Source organism: Paraburkholderia sp. UCT70 (assembly GCF_050434085.1).
Taxonomy (GTDB): domain Bacteria; phylum Pseudomonadota; class Gammaproteobacteria; order Burkholderiales; family Burkholderiaceae; genus Paraburkholderia; species Paraburkholderia tuberum.
The window spans coordinates 357,443-374,602 of record NZ_JBNPVZ010000001.1 but is presented as its reverse complement, the minus strand read 5'-3'; the positions used below and the strand labels follow the sequence as shown (position 1 = coordinate 374,602).

9 protein-coding genes and 1 pseudogene are annotated in these 17,160 nt (G+C 56.9%); all 10 read left to right on the top strand.

What is annotated here, in order from left to right; translation table 11 throughout:
* Window positions 1-582 precede the first annotated feature (582 nt).
* The 10 genes and pseudogenes from OKW41_RS01835 (at window position 583) to dcm (ending at window position 17,136) form a co-directional block, all read left to right on the top strand.
* Entirely contained in the window at window positions 583-2,973 is a 2,391-nt protein-coding gene (locus tag OKW41_RS01835) for a TerB N-terminal domain-containing protein (protein ID WP_429571353.1), read from the top strand.
* Entirely contained in the window at window positions 2,970-4,268 is a 1,299-nt protein-coding gene (locus OKW41_RS01830; RefSeq protein WP_429571352.1) for an ATP-binding protein, read from the top strand. The genes OKW41_RS01835 and OKW41_RS01830 overlap by 4 nt, the downstream gene beginning before the upstream one ends.
* A complete protein-coding gene (locus OKW41_RS01825; RefSeq protein ID WP_429571351.1) occupies window positions 4,240-6,492 on the top strand; it encodes a DEAD/DEAH box helicase in 2,253 nt (750 codons plus the stop codon). Before OKW41_RS01830 ends, OKW41_RS01825 begins: the two co-directional genes overlap by 29 nt.
* Window positions 6,493-6,571: 79 nt before the next feature.
* The gene (locus tag OKW41_RS01820; protein WP_429571350.1) at window positions 6,572-9,232 is read left to right on the top strand and encodes an AAA family ATPase; all 2,661 of its coding nucleotides are present in this window, start codon (window positions 6,572-6,574) and stop codon (window positions 9,230-9,232) included.
* 284 nt (window positions 9,233-9,516) lie between these two features.
* Complete coding sequence (locus OKW41_RS01815; protein ID WP_429571349.1) at window positions 9,517-11,394, top strand: DEAD/DEAH box helicase; 1,878 nt, start codon at window positions 9,517-9,519, stop codon at window positions 11,392-11,394.
* 16 nt (window positions 11,395-11,410) lie between these two features.
* On the top strand, window positions 11,411-11,842 hold the full coding sequence (locus tag OKW41_RS01810; protein ID WP_429571348.1) for an EcoRII N-terminal effector-binding domain-containing protein: 432 nt from the start codon (window positions 11,411-11,413) through the stop codon (window positions 11,840-11,842).
* Between the two features lie 18 nt (window positions 11,843-11,860).
* Window positions 11,861-13,456 carry an ATP-binding protein gene (locus tag OKW41_RS01805; protein WP_429571347.1) on the top strand — a complete coding sequence of 532 codons (1,596 nt, stop codon included), beginning with the start codon at window positions 11,861-11,863 and terminating at the stop codon, window positions 13,454-13,456.
* The gene (locus tag OKW41_RS01800; protein WP_429571346.1) at window positions 13,456-14,319 is read left to right on the top strand and encodes an HNH endonuclease; all 864 of its coding nucleotides are present in this window, start codon (window positions 13,456-13,458) and stop codon (window positions 14,317-14,319) included. Before OKW41_RS01805 ends, OKW41_RS01800 begins: the two co-directional genes overlap by 1 nt.
* 293 nt (window positions 14,320-14,612) lie before the next feature.
* A pseudogene (locus tag OKW41_RS01795) lies at window positions 14,613-15,879 on the top strand (IS256 family transposase).
* Window positions 15,880-16,044: 165 nt separating this feature from the next.
* Window positions 16,045-17,136 carry a DNA (cytosine-5-)-methyltransferase gene (gene dcm / locus OKW41_RS01790; protein WP_429571345.1) on the top strand — a complete coding sequence of 364 codons (1,092 nt, stop codon included), beginning with the start codon at window positions 16,045-16,047 and terminating at the stop codon, window positions 17,134-17,136.
* Window positions 17,137-17,160 lie beyond the last annotated feature (24 nt).

Here is a 17,160-nt window from a genome sequence, read left to right as displayed (position 1 = left end):
GCAACCAGTTGTATATCGCGATATCACATAGTGACGGAATGGAGGATAGGCGGCCCACAATGTGCCTACCGCCGGGAACGTGCACGTTATCAAGTCTCATCGGACTGTGCAACCTAAGCGTGGCCGCTAGCCCTCAGCAGGGACGATGGCGTCGGGAAGGCCGGCGCAACGCTTTGCGATGTGAGTGAGCGCAAACTTGCAGCTGAATCCATTGCTGGCGGTAGTTGGTGTTTCCGTTGCCCCTATAGCGATGTTATTTGCGGGGAAGTACCAATGAGCGAGTCGTCGTCCGGTCTCCCAATCCAACGAATTGCCTGCAGAACGCCCCTCGCTTCACCTATTCAGACGTCGTCCACTGCGCGCAGACTTGCGTTCATGGGAGCAACGGCAGTTTGGGCGTTCGGAAGCGATTTCGGGTATCTGCGCGGCGTCGGCTTAGTCACGGAAGCGCGAGGAAAGCGGTAATCTGAACCGGCTCCGTTCCGAGGTCACTTTCCTTCGGCCGTAATATACTTCCCGAAAATGACGGCGATGACCGAATGAGTCAACCCGCATAATCATAAGACGCGAGAGATTGAGACCATGGGCCGGAAGGCGAAAAAATCGGGTTCCGGCGCGGGCACGCTGGTTGTGGCCATTGTCATGACCATCATATTTGCCCCGAAGGGCGGGTGGACCGTGTTCCTCGTCTTTGTGCTCGGCTGTGTGCTTGTGGCTATCTTCGGCACGAAGAAGGAACAAGGACCTGCTACCAGCAGCAACCATCCGCCTTCTGCCGCACCACTCGACCCTAGCTCAAGCTCCTCGATGCTGCCCACCAATATCGGTCGTTGCGCCCAGTCCGACGACGAATTCCTGACAGTCACCCTGTCAGCAGATTCACCCTCTTCGTCCTATCGAATTGCGCGGCCCGCGCTTGAAACCGCCGCCGGCGTTCGATGGGTCGGCCCCGGCGAAAAGGTGGAGATTAGCAGCGTAGCGATTACAGGAGGTATGTTCTATCTGGGTGTACCCAAGCGCGTCGAGGCTACCAGCTTGGACGCGTGCGTCCTGAATCCGAAGGTAAATGTCGCTAAGACAGCCAGTGACCCCTCTGCCGGGTCGGAAGACTACTGGCTAAGCTATCAGTCCTTTTCGGCCGAGCAACGTGGCGCATACCTTCAGTGGCTGGCTTCCGACCGCTCTGACCCGCGATTGCATCGAAGCTTTGCCCTTTTTTACCTATACGGTCTTGAGAGGCGCGTCCTTTTCGACGGGATTCAAGGAAAGGTGCAAAAAAGCGAATTTGAAACCATCGCACGTGAACTGAAGCGTCTGAAATCGGTTTATTCGAACGTTTTGCGGACCGTGCACATCGATGGCCTGCTTGAGTTCATTTGTGTCTATCTGACCCACCCCCAGCGCCAGTACGACCAGGTGCCGGGGACAATTAACAGCGCGTTCGAGGTACCACTGAGCATACGCGTTGCGTTTGGTCAGGCTGCGGTCGATAAGAAGCCGGTGCCTTCAGATTGGGCACTTGCCTGGGCGCTTGGCGACGGTGGCGTATATAAGCGAACCCCCGTGACTCGCTGCGAGGACGAATTTCGCCAACTGTTCCAGCGGAAATATCGGGAGCAATTCCGGGATGGCATGAAGCTGACAGCGAACAAGACAAAGCTGAAGGTGTCCGCGCAAACCGCTTTCCCTGCACTGCAGGGCATCGAGTACCCCGATTACATTACGTCGCTGCCTGATATTGCTGCCGTGACGGGACCAAGGAACAAGCTACAGCAACTGGTCAACGAGTGCTCCGACTCGCTCGATGCATACAGCAGATTTCTGGGCCGGAATCCGGATGCGAAAGGCTCGCTGGAAAGTGCGCTCACGTTGCCGGTCGAATTCTGGCCGGAGAGTGCGCGTCTGGAGCTCGAGTCACTTGCTTCAACTGTCGCCGGCGGGACAGTCGTGATGACTTTTGGAAGCTTGCTCGAAAAATTCAAGGCGTCTGGGAACATTACGCGCGACAAGCTGACCGCTCTCGCTCGCGTTCTGGGAGAGGCCGGCGTAGCTATTGAACCGGATACGCGAATTTCGGGGCGGACGCCGAAGAGCGCCGAGTATGTCGCGTTGTATGCGACGCCGCCAAGCAACTCTACTAATTCCGTTGACGACAGTTACTTGACGTTCGCGCTAATGGTGGACATGGCGGCATCGATTGCGATGGCTGACGGCAACGCGTCCGAGCAGGAAGTTGCGTTGATTCATCGCCAGATTGAGTCGTGGCCGCAATTACCCCCCCGACAACAGGACAGGCTTAAAGCTCGCGCAGCGGTGCTGATTTCCCAGCCGCCCACTCCCGCGAGTCTGAAGAAGCGGCTTGAACCGCTTTCTGCGGACGCGAAGGTTTCCGTCGCGACTCTGCTCGTGCAGACAGCAAACGCAGATGGCTTTGTGTCACCGGCCGAAGTAAAAATGCTGGAAAAACTCTATCAAATGCTTGGTCTCGACCCTCAGCGGCTCTATGGCGACCTGCATGGCAACACTGTTGTCGGTTCTTCTAACACGCCGCGGATTTCGACCGGAGTCGACAAGGCGCCGAGCAGGTCGGCGCAACCGGCTTTTACGTTGGATACGTCGAGAATCGAGGCGCTTCAGAAGGAGACGGCGAAAGTCTCCGCCTTACTGGCTGATGTGTTTGCAGAAGAGGTCCCGGGTGCGGAACCTGCCCAGGAAACCGTGGAGCCGCAGACGGGCTCTGCAAGCCTGCTAGGACTGGACGAGGTGCACTCGACGTTCTTGCGCCTTTTGCTGTCACGTCCCTCATGGACTCGCTCGGAGCTCTCTGACGCGGCATCGGACCTGGAACTGATGGTCGACGGCGCGATGGAACAGGTAAACGAAGCCGCGCTCGACCACTGGGACGAACCGCTGACTGACGGCGATGACCCAGTCGAAATCAATCAGGAATTTGCACAAAGGTTAGCCTCATGACAACAATTCGCCCGAAGGACCGCGATGCGGTTCTTCAGTCCCTTCGCGCTGGCGTTGTCCCCCGAATCGGGCAACATCTAATCCAGGTTGGCCGCGCAAAAGAGCTGGAAGCATTGATTCAGGATATCGGTCGTGTAGCGGACGGCGGCTCGAGTTTCCGGGTGGTGGTGGGCGAATATGGCGCTGGGAAGACCTTCTTTCTGAATCTCGTCAGAGCCATCGCACTCGAAAAGAAGCTGGTCACGGTCCATGCGGACTTGAACCCTGACAGAAGATTGCATGCCTCCGGTGGTCAGGCACGTTCACTGTACGCCGAACTGGCGAAGAACATGTCGACTCGCACGAAGCCTGACGGCGGTGCGCTCGCGGGTATTGTAGAAAAGTTCATTGGGCAGGCCAAAACCGAGGCTAAGGCCTCGGGGCGAACGAGCGAGGAGGTGATTCGCCTGCAGCTCAACCAGCTGACCGAGATGGTCAATGGATACGACTTCGCGGACGTTATCGCAGCATACTGCCGCGGATTCGACGAAGGAAACGAGCAGCTCAAGGGCGACGCGATTCGCTGGTTGCGCGGCGAGTTCTCTACCAAGACCGATGCCCGGGCGGCACTCGGGGTTCGTACCATCATCGATGACGCATCGGTGTACGACCAACTCAAGCTCATGGCTCGGTTTGTCAAACTCGCCGGGTACGGCGGAATGATGGTGTGCCTCGACGAGCTGGTGAACCTGTACAAACTCGCGAACGTCCAGGCGCGAAACTCGAACTACGAACAGATTTTGCGGATTCTCAATGATTCGCTCCAGGGGTCTGCAGAAGGATTGGGGTTCGTTCTTGGGGGTACCCCTGAGTTTCTGCTCGATACGAAGCGGGGGCTTTATAGCTACACCGCCCTTCAGTCGCGGCTTGCCGAAAACACATTTGCCACCAATGGCTTCGTCGACTACACCGGTCCGGTGATACGGCTAGCCAGTCTGATACCCGAGGACTTCTTCGTCTTGCTGGACAAGATTCGTATTGTCCACGCCTTTGGCGACGCGACTAAAGCGATTCTGCCGCAGGAAGCGATTCCGGCCTTCATGGCCCATTGCGCCATACGGCTAGGCGATACCTATTTCAGGACGCCGCGCACAACGATAACGGCCTTCATTAACCTGCTTGCCGTCATCGAACAGAACCCGACTGCAGATTGGCGGCAGTTGATTGGGGCGCTCGAAATCGAGAGGGATACGGGAGGCGTGGCGGACGTTGCGATTGAGGGTGACGATGAACTTGCCAGCTTCCGCCTCGGCTGACTCCCGAAGCTTCGACCTGCTCCACGAAAAGATTAGGCGTTGGGTCTGGAGCGAGGGATGGACCGAGCTACGCGACGCGCAGGAGCGCGCCGTGCCCGCGCTCATCAATGCGGACCGTGACATCATCATCGCAGCGGCGACGGCGGCCGGGAAAACGGAAGCTGCGTTCCTTCCCATTCTGTCGAATCTGCTGCGCGACGAGCCGTGTACCGGGTCGGTGCTCTATATCAGCCCATTGAAGGCCCTTATCAACGACCAATGGTCGCGATTGAATGACCTTTGCGAAGAACTTGAGATTCCCGTGATTGGTTGGCACGGAGACGTGTCAGCTAGCCGCAAGCAGCGATTCTTTAAGAATCCAAAGGGAGTTCTGCTGATAACGCCCGAGTCTCTCGAAGCGATGTTTGTCAATCGTGGTTCGTCCTTGCAGGCAACATTCGGCGCGCTGCGCTACGTCGTTGTCGATGAATTGCATGCGTTCATTGGGTCTGAGCGCGGAAAGCAGCTCCAGTCACTGATGCACCGGGTCGAGCGCACATGCGGACGGCGGGTTCCTCGCGTTGCGCTTTCTGCCACGCTCGGCGACATGCAGCTTGCAGCGAAATTCCTTCGGCCTGGCCACGACACCGCCGTCGAGGTCATCGAATCGAAGAGCGGCGGTCAGGAACTGAAGGTCCTGATAAAGGGCTTTGTCCTCCGACCACCCAGAATCGAACTGGAACCCGATTTAGAAAATCCGGTGCTGGAGGACGCGGTCCCCGGAAGTACCGTCGACGTCGCGAACCAGCTGTACAAGTCGCTGCGTGGCTCAAACAATCTCATATTCCCCAACAGCCGGCGGCTCGTTGAAACCTATGCCGACCTTCTGCGCCGCGCGTGTGAAAGAGACGGATATCTGAACGAATTCTGGCCGCATCATGGAAGCCTTTCGAAGGAACTCCGCGAGGACACGGAGCAAGCACTCAAGGACGGCACCAGGCCGGCGAGCGCCATCTGCACGACGACTCTGGAACTCGGTATCGACATCGGCGCAGTAAAAAGCATCGCGCAGATTGGTGCGCCGCCATCGGTAGCGAGCCTCCGTCAACGTCTCGGGCGCTCAGGCCGGCGCAAGGGGGAGTCGGCAATCTTGCGCGGGTACTGCGTCGAATCGGAACTGAAGGCGGATTCCGATTTTTCCGACCGGATACGGGAAAGTCTGGTCCAGTCAGTCGCGATGGTAAGTCTGTTGATGCGAGGATGGTTCGAGCCGCCCAGGGTTGGCGGAATGCATGCGTCGACTCTAATCCAGCAAATTCTGTCCGTCATCGCCGAGCGTGGTGGGTGTACGGCCGCAGAGCTTTGGGCCAGCCTGATAGCCAGTGGTACGTTCGAGGCAATAGATAAGTCCTCATTCACGGAGGTCTTGCAGAATCTGGGCAAGCTGGACCTTCTTGTCCAATCGTCAAACGGGCTGCTCCTTCACGGCGGGGTCGGTGAAAAACTGGTCAACCACTACGAGTTCTATTCGGCTTTCGCCAGCGATGAAGAATTTCGAGTGATTGCAGGTGGACGCCAGCTTGGAAGCGTCCCAGTGGCGCACCCGCTGACCAAGGGTCAGGGCTTAATATTTGGCGGACGGCGCTGGCGTGTCGAAGAAGTCGACCAAGAAGGAAAGACCATTTACGTAACACCCGATAAAGGTGGCGCTCCGCCGCAATTTGATGGCAACGGCGCGATGGTTCATGACGAGGTGCGGCGCGAAATGCGGCGCCTTCTGGCGGGCGCGGAACCCGTATTGTTTCTGGACGCCGCGGGCCAAGGAATGCTGCGAGAGGCGCGTCGATACTATGCCGAAGCGTCACTGGAACGGACCGCCATTTTCCGAGAGGGCTCGGGTACCTTTATTGCAACGTGGCAAGGTGACTATCTCAACGACGCTCTGGTCCTGCTGCTACGTGCCAACAAACTCGACGCGTTTAACAATGGCGCAGTCATCGGCGTGTCGAACGGCAGCGCAGAGCGCGTGACGGAAGCTCTACATCAGATTGGTCAGTTAGACCAGGCGACAGCCATCAAGACCGTAGCCGAGATAGAAAATCTTGACCGGGAAAAATGGGACTGGGCGCTACCGATGTCCGTGAAGCGCGCCGCGTTCGCATCGACGCATCTCGATATTGACGGCGCCTTGGAATTCGCTCGAAGTACTGCGCGGTCTGCGACGGACGAACCGACGACCAAATAAGCCGAAAGCCGCTGGCTCCGAGAAGCGGTGGTTTCGTGAAGTTGCGGCGAACATTACAACGACACTGAGAGGAGCATTAATGGCTACTGCCAAACAAGATTTTGAACACTTCGTCCGCCGGCTCTACGAGCCGGATAGCGCAATGCCTGCCGACGTGCGCCGTCTGGCGATGCTCTGTTTGCAGAACTTCGACGAGCTTGCGGCGACCACAAGACAACGCAGTCAGCGCTCAATTACTCTTGCGCGGCTAATACGCGACTCAATGCCGGAAATCGCGGAAGTCGTGCCAGCACCGGCGGCTCAAGCCGTCGCTGGCGTGTGGGCATGGAAGCGGCTGCGCAACTTCACTCTTGGTCCGTTCCGTGGATTCAGAAACCCTGAGACCTTCGACCTGACCAAGCAGGTGGTCCTCTTCTATGGCCCGAATGGAAGCGGTAAGACTAGCTTGTGCGAAGGATTGGAATACGCGCTGCTAGGCGAGGTCGAGGAAGCAGGCGCCAAGCGAATCGTCGCGCGCACGTACCTCGCGAATTTGCACGCCGGGCGCTTCGTTGACCCCGTCCTGACAGCAACGGACCACCGGGGCGGTGAAATCAATGTCGCCGCGAACCCTGACACGTACCGCTTCTGCTTCGTCGAGAAGAACCGGATTGACTCCTTCTCTCGGATTGCTGCACGGCCGCCAGCACAACGAGCAGAATTGATAGCCACGCTGTTTGGCATGGACCAGTTCAGCGACTTTGTCGGCAACTTCAATGAAAACATCGACGGCCAGCTCGTCCTGACTGATAACAAGCAAAAAGCGTTGGCCGCGCAGCGTGCCACGCTGGCCACTGACCAACAAACCGTAAAAGGCGAAGCGGAGTCACTTCGCGGGCTTGATGCCGAGGAAGCCAAGTTGGGGCTCGAACACGCCGCAGGCACGACCTATGAAATGCTTAAGCAGCTCATTGGCTCCGAGGCAGTACCTGGCCGACTCCATGCCCTCAATGCCATTCTGGAACGCATGCCGCCAAGCATCATCGGTGTGACGCGTCTGGGACTCGTTGCAGCATTTGACAAGGCGAACGAGTGTCAGAGCACAGTTGACGAACATACTGCCGCCCTGCGTGCCCGCAGCGAGCAAGTATCGTTCAAAGGCCTGTATGACGCGGTCGTTGCCCTGAAAGAGTCTGTGGGAGACCGGTGCCCCGCGTGCGATACACCACTTGCCGGGCCGATGCAGGTGACGACCAACCCGTACGAGAAAGCATCGGCAGGGCTTAAGCAGCTCGAGGAGCTTGGCACCCTTCAGGAAAAGCAACGTGCCGCACAGCGCGAAGTGGACCAAGCATCCCGGGAACTTCGGGAGTTGCTCGGTCGGGTATCTGGGTTCCTCGCTTCTCTGACTGAGAAGCCGACAGCGCTCACGCAGTTTCTTGCTCCATTGCCGCCAGCCCCTGCCGGCGCATGGTGGGCCGGCGTCTATCCCAAACAGCCTGCACAACCAGCCAACCCTGACGTGGCGCAGGAACTGTTTGCGATTGTCGAGCGTATGGAGGCACAAGATGCCGCTTCGCAGCAAGCGCAACAGAACCGGCAACCCGACGTCGACGAGCGCAGGCGTCTTGAGAATTTTCGCCTCAGAGTTCAAGCCCAAGACCAAAAACGGCAGACACTTAAGGATAATGTCGCTACGGCCAACAAGCGTATTGAAGATTTTGACGTTGCAAACGCCCAATTGATAGCAGAGGCTGAACAGGAGCGACTCGCTATCGCCCGCGACACGCCGATGAAGGGTACGTATGACCGATTCCTCGAGGAGCTGCGGTCATACCGGGACCACCTCCCGGGCCAATTGATGGCGGGCCTCAACGAGACGGCGCTTAATCTATACAATGAGTTCAATCGCAACGACCTGGACGCCGACAAGCTCGCGGCACTGCATTTGCCCTTGACGGACGATGGAAAAATTGAAGTCACCTTCCGCGGCGACCAAGACAGACGTGTTGATGCATTGCATGTTCTGAGTGAAGGTCATATCCGCTGTCTTGGCCTCGCGATTCTTTTGGCAAAGGCGAAGAGCATCGACTCACCGACGATTGTTTTCGACGATGCAATCAATGCGATTGACCACGACCACCGCGGCGGTATCCGGGAAGCCATATTTGAGAGCGATACGTTCGCGGACACTCAAATCGTCGTCACCTGCCACAGCAACGAATTCATCAAGGACATCCAGCAACACCTGCCCCGAGAGCGCGACTCTCAGGTTTATCTCTTCCGCCACCATACTGGAGACCATCATCCGCGCGTGAGCGGCAATGTCCCAACTGCGAACTACGTTGCGAAAGCGCGAGCTGCTCGGGACGTATTGAACGACCGGGAAGCTTTATCTGCATCACGGCAGGCGCTCGAGATGCTAACCGAGAAGGTCTGGCGGTGGCTGGGAACACATGACCTCGGTACGCTTAGTGTTCCACTCGCAGGTGTCGGCGCGGAGCCGGCGCTCAGAAACCTGTGCGAGGCGCTGCGGAAGAAGCTGCGCGATGCCGGCTCGTTCAATCATGCCAACAAGGAAATAATTGTTGGAGCATTGGAGCGCATCCTCGGTATCCCAGGGACCAGCCTTATCTGGACTTACCTGAACAAAGGCACACATGAAGAAGCGGACCGGGATGACTTCGATGGCGAACAGGTAGAGGCGGTTGTTCGCACGCTCGAGGAACTCCGTGATTTGGACCTCCGCAAAGGGAAATAACATCTAGCCTTCGAGCAGCGACACCCTCCAGGCAGATACTCCCACATGGAAGCCCTCGCAGGCGATTCTGCGTGCAAACTCAGCGAATATTCTCGTACTATTACGAATCACGCTCCCAGGGTTGCGCGCGGCGGTAAGCATGCGCAATGGATGCTTTTATGCCGGTTCGTGGGGACAACTGTGGGGTATCGCCGGGCCAAATGAGTGCCACTGTTGGCTAGTGGTAAACATTGGCGTCAATATTGGTATTTGAACGACCACAATACGACCGAAAAATCGCCGTCATGACCAGTGCTACATGGGTGGCCGAAGCCTCCCAAATTTTTCTCAAAAACGCATCCGGTGAGCGCCTGCTCCTGCCGGCAATCGATATCTTCCGGGCTGTGTTCGGGCGGTTGCGCATTTGCGGGAACGAGGCTGTTCGTAGTCCGGTGGAAGACATCGCCGGCTTAACGTTTTCCCGCGAGCCGGCCCAGCCGGCCGTTTTTCTCTCGGGATTTGATGGCCGAAACCTCCGGCTTTCGCTTGGTCTGGCCACGGATACCGGTTTCGTTCAGGAAAACAGAGTTGGCGACCAATTGATTCATGACGGACGATGGTATCCCATAAGAGAAGACCTCGTGCGAACAGCTCACAACTGGCTGAAGACCGCAGGCATCGAGACGCAGGGGCGTATCACCATTGGTGACCTTGTTACCTTGCGCGCTCAGAAGGACCTACCGTTTGCTCTGTTCGATGAAGTGGCGTTCAACGCCTCTGCACCGGTAGTTGGCAACACCCAAGGGCAAATTGCCGGATTTTCTGGGACGCTTTACGCATACCAGTCGTCAGGGGTCGCTTTTTTGTCCGTTGTGGCGGAACAGGGCGTCGGCTGCATCCTCGGGGACGAGATGGGACTGGGCAAGACGGCGCAGGTCATTGCAATGCTCCAGATTGAAAAGAACGCCGGGCGCGGCCCGTCCCTTGTGGTTGCTCCGGCAACATTGCTAGAGAACTGGCGCAGGGAACTGGCGCTCTTTGCACCGACGCTCTCTGTCTTACTCCATGCCGGCGCAGACCGGGCTGGCTCAGCCGGCCGGCTACGAGATGCGGACGTCGTTCTTGTTTCATATGACACGACCATTCGCGACGAGGAAATACTCAATCAGCTTCATTGGAACGTCGTCGCACTCGACGAGGCACAGGCAATCAAGAACCCCGACGCCGAGCGGTCGGCTACGGTTAAGCGGATACCTCGCCGGGTTTCGATAGCGATAACTGGTACGCCTTTGGAGAACTGCATTGATGACCTATGGTCCTTGTCAGATTTCGTCATGCCGGGCCTACTCGGAGCACGGACCGCATTTACCTCCCAGTTCGGGAACGAACTAGAGGACGCCGCGCGATTGGCGCCTATCGTTGCCCCGATGCTGTTGCGCCGAAAGGTGCAGGACGTAGCGCAAGACCTACCCGAGCGGATTGAGGTGCCTCAGGCATTAAGGATGCCCTTGCCCCTTGCTCAGACATATGAAGCTCTGCGCAAGGCCACTCTAGAGCAGTTCGGCGCTGCCGGCGGTCTCGTCGCGACCACGCGCCTTCGTATGCTGTGCGCCCACCCATCGTTGGTAGGGAACTGGCACACCGACCCTTCAGTCGAGATGCCAAAATACGAACGGACGATTGAACTTGTCGATGAAATCTTTAGCTCGGGGGAAAAAGCGCTCGTTTTTTCAACCTACCAGGCTGTCGCGGACCTCTTCATGTCGGATTTTCCGAGGCGATTCCCGAAGGGCTTTTTTGACTTTATTGATGGCCGGGTCGACAGCGCCGGACGACAGGAGGTCGTCGACCGGTTTTTCGCGCACAACGGTTACGGCGTACTCTTTTTGAATCCAAAGGCGGCAGGTTCCGGCCTTAACATCACGACCGCAAACCACGTGATTCATTACAACCCGGAGTGGAACCCCGCACTCACGGCCCAAGCGTCGGCACGCGCATATCGAAGAAAGCAATTGAAGCCTGTAACCGTTCACCACCTGTTCTACGTGCAAACTGTCGAAGAAGTGATTAGAGGTGCTGCGGCTTTCAAGCAGGACCTTGCTAATGAGGCCGTCACTGGTCATGACGGGAACGTTGACCCCATGACTATTGCGCAGGCACTGCAGATATCACCGCTCGCCTGAGCCTGGAGCTAGACAAATGACAACAGAAGTTCGGAAGAGATTGAGCGCCAACGACGTCGGGACCACGGGGGGGCATCAGGCAGGTATTTTGGTCCCCAAGGAAGAACGCATTCTTTCGTTCTTTCCGCCTCTCGACAAGACAGTAAAAAATCCACGAATGAAACTTGTCGTTTTCGAGCGGGAGAGCCGGGAGCGTTGGGAGTTTAACTTCATCTATTACAACAACAAGCTGTTCCGTGAAGGGACGCGTAACGAATTTCGCCTGACCGGCATGACGAAATTCATCCGCGCCATTGACGCCAAGGTTGACGATGCCCTGGTCTTCTCACGCGACGAAAATGCATCTTTCGAGGTCGACATCATTCGCTCAAACACGTCATCCGGTCTAGAAATGGACGGAGACACGCTCGTTTTGGGTGGGGGATGGACGGTCATTCACTCGAGCTAATTGACACTGAGCAGCCCCATGACCCAAAAACACATTAGCGTTCCCCCAGACGTAGCTCGTATTAGCGAAGGCCTGCGGGACACTGGGTATGACTTCGATGCCGCTGTCGCTGACATCGTCGACAACTCAATCGCAGCGGGAGCTGACAAGATTCATGTTCGATTGGAAGTCGATTTCGCCGATAGCGTCATCATTTCAGTCGTAGACAACGGACAAGGAATGACTGAGGAAGGTCTCGTCAATGCGATGAAGTACGGCTCTAGCAAAAGGGCCAGCGCTAAGAGCCTTGGCAAGTTTGGCATGGGTCTAAAAACAGCTTCCACGGCATTTTGCCGACGTCTTTCGGTGGTCTCCCGTGACGCTAGTGGGTCACCGTTGCTGCGCGCGACGTGGGACCTTGATGAGATGGCAGAACGGAATAGTTGGGACCTCGAGATTGCCGCCGCGGACGCCTCCCATGCGCAGGTGCTTGATGAAATTGCCTCCGGTGGACCCGGAACGCTTGTGCTATGGGAAAACATCGACCGAATAAGCGCGCCGGAGGGACAGCCTATCCGGAAAACCGTTGACAAGTTGTCGGCGAGCCTCCGTGACCATATAGGTGTCGTCTTTCAGCGGTTCCTTGATAAGGAGGACAGTCGGGAGCGCAATGTTGATATTCGGTTGAACAATGAGCCCGTTGTCGCATGGGACCCATTCTGCATAGCCGAGACAACGGAGCCCGTGGCCGAGAAGAAGATGGATGTCCGACTGCCAGACGGAACGCAGACTTCATTCATCGTGCGCGCCTTTGTGCTGCCTCGAAAAGAGGAGTTTTCTTCCGATGCCAATCGTCTTGCGGCGCGGATTTCCAACGAGCGTCAAGGCCTCTACATTTACCGGGAGAACCGTCTTATCCATGGTCCTGACTGGATGAACATGTTCAAACAGGAGCCGCACTACTCCTTGCTCCGTGTTGAACTGTCATTCGACCATACTCTGGACAACGCATTTCAGGTTGACATCAAGAAGTCTCGCATTGAACTAAATTCAGGCCTTTACGAGTGGCTGCGCGATAAATTTCTCTCGGGTCCTCGACGCGAGGCGGAAACACGCTATCGAAAGGGGGCGGCCGGTGTGGCCAAGGGTGCGGCCGCTCTGCTTCACTCATCGGCTAGCAACGTCATTGAGCAGAAGGCTTCCGCCCTTAAGACAGCAGCGGTATCCAAGGTCGATGAGACGACAGGCAAGGTTACGGTTAGCAACAATTCGGGCGTGACCACGACGACAGTTCGACTTTTGAATTCGGAAGATGTTGGCAGCGCCCATGTCGTTACTAATGGGACGCTTGAGCACGGGGTGCTGTGGGAGCCGACTATTGGAAAGAACAGCAAGGCGGCGGTGGCCCTCAATACAGGTCATCCGTTCTATACCAAAGCGTATCTACCCAACAAATCGAACAGCACGGTCATTCAAGCGCTGGACTACCTCCTTTGGGCACTTGCACAAGCCGAACTCAACAACATAAATCCGGAGAATCAAGATGCATTCGAGGAGTTCCGAATTGAGGTTTCACGCAACCTGAAGAAGCTCGTGGCAGACCTGCCAGACCCGGTTGAAAATGGGGATAGCTGATGTCCGAAGGCCTAGATATCGAAGCATTGCGTCGCAAGCTCGAGAGCAGGTTTCAGGTGACTATCCTTTCGCAGTTGGAGACAGTCGATGGCGGCGACTTCAATACTTTACGGCCCGCGGAGTTGGAACAGGGAAACGGCTTTGCAATTCTGCTTTCTCGAACGCACCGCCAGTTTGAGGCTTCGTTTAAGGCTGACAATTTCGCGGGCGCCCTCCTGCGCGTGATGTCAGAGGCTAACAATGGTCAGCGAGAAGCATTCTTCCGTGCCAAAGAGTCAGCCACGACCTCAGGCATACAAGTCTATGTGGCCATCAACGGCAACGACGGCGAGAATTGCATTGAACTGGCAGACCGGTGGGCTCGAGTTGAAATCGACATATCTCGCCGCTTCCCATCAGGAAAGACGGCAGACGACATACAAATAACAGCTTTTCAGGTCGCTTCGGCCTGCTTCACTTTGGTCCTTGCTTTGTCAGGCACTGGAGAGGAGGGTCAGGATGTCCCGGATAGTTCGACGAAAGGGCTACCGGAGGGAGCCAAGCTGCGAGTCGAGGTAAACCGCTACGAGCGCAGCCCGGTAAATCGGGCCGCCTGCATTGAGCACTATGGTCCCCGGTGTCAGTGCTGCGGGTTCGAGTTCTTTGATATCTATGGCGAGTTAGGGGATGGCTACGTCGAGGTACATCATCGCGTGCCCGTGTCAAAATTGGGGCCGGCCTACATAGTCGACCCTGTGAAGGACCTAATTCCTTTGTGCGGGAACTGCCACTCAATGGTCCACCGGACGGACCCTCCAATGGTAGTGGAAGACCTCGGCTCGCTGGTCAAGGCCCGCAGAACGGCCAAGCTACTGGACCGTTGAAAAGCGCGATTGGAATCCTGGCGGATGACGACAGGACCTGGTAAAGTGATGAAAACTCGCCGACTTTGCGAAACCGGGTGTCTTTTTTTTGGGGTGGACGGCGGGTTTATCGAACGCCGCAGAGAGTCGATTGGTGGGCCGATATGCCGACGTTCAAGGTATCTGCTTGGCAGCTCGAGCTAAGCTCGATTCTGGTGTACGGGGAGTTGAGGCGGGAGATTGAAGGCGGTGGAGGTTTTAGCTGAGAATCTGATTGTCGAAGTCGGAACCCAGCAAACAACAAACCATCCACCATGAATAAGTTTACGGAAAAAGCGGTTGTAGGTCTATCGGAAGTCGGTCTGGGACTGGACGAGTTGGTGCGTCATGGAGCGCGGCAGGTGATCCAGCAGGCGATCGAAGCGGAGCTCGCGGCGCTGCTGGAGCGGTTCGAGAACGTCAAGACCCTGCATGGGCAGCGCGCCGTGGTGCGCAACGGCTATTTGCCGGAGCGCGAGGTGTTGACGGCGGCCGGCCCGATTGCCGTGAAGGTGCCGAAGGTTCGCGATCGCTCAGGCTCAGGCGTGAAGTTCAATTCGTCGATTGTGCCGCCGTATGTGAGGAAATCGCCGCGCGTGAGTGCCGCGCTGCCATGGCTTTATCTGAAAGGCATCTCCACGGGCGACATGAGCGAAGCGCTGAGCGTGTTGCTCGGTGACGACGCCAAAGGCCTGTCGGCCAATGTGGTGAGCCGTCTGAAGGCGCAGTGGGCCGACGAGCATGCGAGCTGGAGCCGACGCGCATCTGTCGAAATCGCGCTACGTATATTGGTGGGTCGACGGCATTCACACCGGGCTGCGCAGCGAGAACTCGGACGGTCAATGTCTGCTGGTGATCATCGGCGTGAGGCCGGATGGACGCAAGGAGCGTGTGGCGATCGGTGACGGGTATCGCGAGTCGAAGGCGTCATGGCAGGAGTTGCTGCTCGACCTGAAATCGAGAGGCCTGCAGGCTGGGCCGCTGCTTGCCGTCGGCGATGGCGCGATGGGCTTCTGGGCCGCACTGGAGGAAGTGTTTCCTGCAACGCGCGGCCAGCGCTGCTGGTTCCACAAGATGGGCAACGTTCTGAACGTGCTGCCGAAGTCGCAGCAAGGCAGAGCTAAAGCAGATCTGCAGGCGATCTGGATGGCCGCCACGCGCGCCGACGCGTATGCCGCGTTTGATCGTTTCGTGACGGTCTACGCGGCGAAATATCCGAAGGCAACGGAAACGTTGAAGAAGGACCGGGAAAGCCTGCTGGGGTTTTACGACTTCCCGGCTGAGCACTGGCAGCATTTGCGGACCACGAATGCGATTGAGTCGACGTTCGCGACGGTGCGACACCGTACGACGCGCACGCGCAACTGTGTGTCGCGACCAACCTTCCTTGGTCTGGCATTCAAGCTGATCGAGGAAGCCGAGAAAACCTGGCGCCGCGTCAACGGGCCCGAAAAGATCAAGCTGTTGCTGGAAGGCATTGCCTTCAGGGATGGCGAACCGGTGAAAGACGATCAACCGGTTCAGCAGAAACTCGCCGCCTGAAGTCCCTGCTCATCAAGTTGCCTATACACCAGTCTTGACGCTAGCTCTGGCAGCTCAGTTTGCAGATGCCCGAATGAAGAACGCAATTTTTGTCCGATGACCGCTAGAATCCAGGGGGAGGCAATTTTTTCCCCTGCCGATGACAAATAACTACTGAAGCTACCCATGGCAGCACCAAAATTTACCTTCATTGACCTCTTCGCGGGCATTGGTGGCATCAGAAAAGGATTCGAGCACATCGGCGGCAAGTGCGTCTTCACCAGCGAGTGGGACAAGTACGCCCGCACCACCTATGCAGTGAACCACAGGGAAAACGAAGAGGACATTGCTGGGGACATCTGGTCTGTTCCCTTGGATTCTATTCCTGACCATGACGTCCTCGTGGGCGGCTTCCCGTGTCAGCCGTTCTCGCTAGCTGGCGTGTCGAAAAAGAACGCCATGGGTAGGACCCATGGATTCGCTTGCGACGCTCAAGGTACCTTGTTTTTCCGCATTGCCGAAATCCTGAAAGAGAGGCGGCCGAAGGCCTTCATGCTGGAAAACGTGAAAAACCTCGTTTCCCACAATCGAGGGCACACGTTTCGTGTCATCCAGCACGTACTCGAACAGGAGCTCGGATACCACATTGATTGGAAGGTCGTTGATGGTAAGCGCTGGACGCCTCAGCATCGCGAAAGGATTTACATTGTGGGCTTCCGTGAGGACGTCGGCTTCGAGTGGCCCGACGAGTCTACCTGGCCCGAGGCGGGTTCTGTTAGGCTCGGTTCCATCTTGGAACCGGAATCAACTGTAGACTCGAAATATGTCCTTACTGACAAGCTTTGGAGCTACCTGCAAGGCTACCGTGACAAGCATGAAAAGGCAGGGAATGGGTTTGGCTACTCCGTTGTGACGCCTATTGATACGACTCGAACCTTGTCGGCCCGTTACTACAAGGACGGGTCCGAAATCCTGGTGCATCGCGGCGTTGGACTGAACCCGCGTCGCCTTACTCCGCGTGAGTGCGCGCGACTTATGGGTTTCGAGGATAGCTTTGTTTTGCCAGTCTCCGACACGCAGTTGTATCGCCAGTTTGGCAATTCGGTAGTGGTTCCCGCAGTCAAGGCTGTTGCTAAGGCAATGGAACCTTATTTGAAGCAGGCTCTAAAGAAAGGCAGGGCCTCAGGCATTGCCAAGGTAACGGAGAAGCCCGAGCTAATTCTCAAGGGCACCCCGAATCTGCCAACACGACTCGTTAAGATTCCGGTGGTGGTTTGACTGCAACATTGACTTAGGAAAATC

Coding starts and splice junctions, on each gene's coding strand:
- OKW41_RS01800 (WP_429571346.1), top strand. CDS start 13,456: ATGTCCGAAGGCCTAGATATCGAAGCATTGCGTCGCAAGCTCGAGAGC.
- OKW41_RS01810 (WP_429571348.1), top strand. CDS start 11,411: ATGACAACAGAAGTTCGGAAGAGATTGAGCGCCAACGACGTCGGGACC.
- OKW41_RS01825 (WP_429571351.1), top strand. CDS start 4,240: ATGAACTTGCCAGCTTCCGCCTCGGCTGACTCCCGAAGCTTCGACCTG.
- OKW41_RS01820 (WP_429571350.1), top strand. CDS start 6,572: ATGGCTACTGCCAAACAAGATTTTGAACACTTCGTCCGCCGGCTCTAC.
- OKW41_RS01830 (WP_429571352.1), top strand. CDS start 2,970: ATGACAACAATTCGCCCGAAGGACCGCGATGCGGTTCTTCAGTCCCTT.
- dcm (WP_429571345.1), top strand. CDS start 16,045: ATGGCAGCACCAAAATTTACCTTCATTGACCTCTTCGCGGGCATTGGT.
- OKW41_RS01815 (WP_429571349.1), top strand. CDS start 9,517: ATGACCAGTGCTACATGGGTGGCCGAAGCCTCCCAAATTTTTCTCAAA.
- OKW41_RS01835 (WP_429571353.1), top strand. CDS start 583: ATGGGCCGGAAGGCGAAAAAATCGGGTTCCGGCGCGGGCACGCTGGTT.
- OKW41_RS01805 (WP_429571347.1), top strand. CDS start 11,861: ATGACCCAAAAACACATTAGCGTTCCCCCAGACGTAGCTCGTATTAGC.